Source organism: Mycobacterium sp. NGS24, from assembly GCF_059813065.1.
In genome coordinates, this window is the sequence record NZ_JCALDW010000038.1 from 1 (window position 1) to 1,315 (window position 1,315).

Below are 1,315 nucleotides of genomic sequence, written 5' to 3' on the forward strand. Positions count from 1 at the left end.
GGAAGAGGGTTGAGCCGGTGAGTTTTGTGACTTTGCCTCCTGAGGTCAATTCGTTGAACATGCTGCGGGGTGCGGGTTCGGCGCCGATGGTGTCGGTGGCTGCTGCGTGGGATGGGTTGGCGGCTGAGTTGGGGTCGGCGTCGTCGTTTTTTGAGGCGGTGACTTCTGGGCTGGTTGGTGAGGCGTGGCAGGGTCCGGCGGCGGCGGCGATGGCGGCGGCGGCGTCGCCGTATGCGGCGTGGCTCAGTGCTGCGGGTGTGGTGGCTGAGCAGGCTGCTGTGCAGGCGCGGGTGGTGGTGTCGGCTTTTGAGTCGGCGCGGTCGTTGATGGTGCATCCGGCGTTGATCGCCGGTAATCGGAGTGCGTTGGTGCGGCTTGCGGTTTCGAATCTGTTTGGGCAGAACTGGCCGGCGATTGCGGCGGCGGAGGCGGCGTATGAGGAGTTTTGGGCTCAGGATGTCGTGGCGATGTTGGGGTATCACGGTGGGGCGTCGGCGGCTGCGGCGGCGTTGACGCCGTTTGCCAGGGTGCCGTTGGGTGTGGTGGGTGGTGCCGGGGGTGTGGTCCGTGCGGCGGTGACTGAGCTTGTGGGTGTGGCCGGCACGTTGGGTAGGGGTGGCGCCGGGGCGGTGCTGGGTGCGGTGAATGTGCGGTTGGGTGGGTTGCTGGGTGGGTTTGACCTTGGTGGGTTGGTGGGTGGTCTGGTTGGGGGGACGGGGAGTCTTGCCAATTTGAATGTGTTTCGGCTGGGTGGTGTGGGGGCGTTGTTGAGTAGTCCTGCGGCGGCGACGGCTGCGGTGGCTGATGTTTTTGGTAATACTGGGACCGGCAATATCGGGTTTGGTAATACTGGTGATTACAACATTGGTTTCGGTAATACGGGTAACGGTAATGTTGGTATTGGTAATTCCGGGTTTGACCTGAAGGGCATTTTGAATGCTGGGGTGGGTAATTCCGGGTTGTTCAACACGGGTAGCTATAACACGGGTATCGGTAATTCTGGGGTGGGTAATACTGGGTTGTTCAATCCGGGGAGTTTCAACACTGGTATTGGTAATCGGGGGAGTTACAACACCGGCAGCTTCAATGAGGGTAGTTTCAACAGTGGTGATTTCAATGGTGGTGATACCAACACTGGTTGGTTCAATACCGGCAACCTCAACACGGGTATCGCTAACTCCGGGGATCTCAACACCGGGATCGGTAACTCCGGCAACTTGAACAACGGGATGTTCGTGCGGGGTGATGCTCAGGGCATGACCGGTGTTTCCTACTCGTTCCGTATCGAGCAGATTCCGGTGGACTTCGGCATGCG

Annotated in this window: 1 protein-coding gene; it reads left to right on the forward strand. The window is 59.9% G+C overall.

Features of this window, described 5'->3' with window-relative positions; all coding sequences use genetic code 11:
• Positions 1–59: 59 nt before the first annotated feature.
• A partial coding sequence (locus AC5Y6Y_RS25725) for a PPE domain-containing protein (protein WP_499930813.1) occupies positions 60–1,315 on the forward strand: 1,256 nt, incomplete at its 3' end.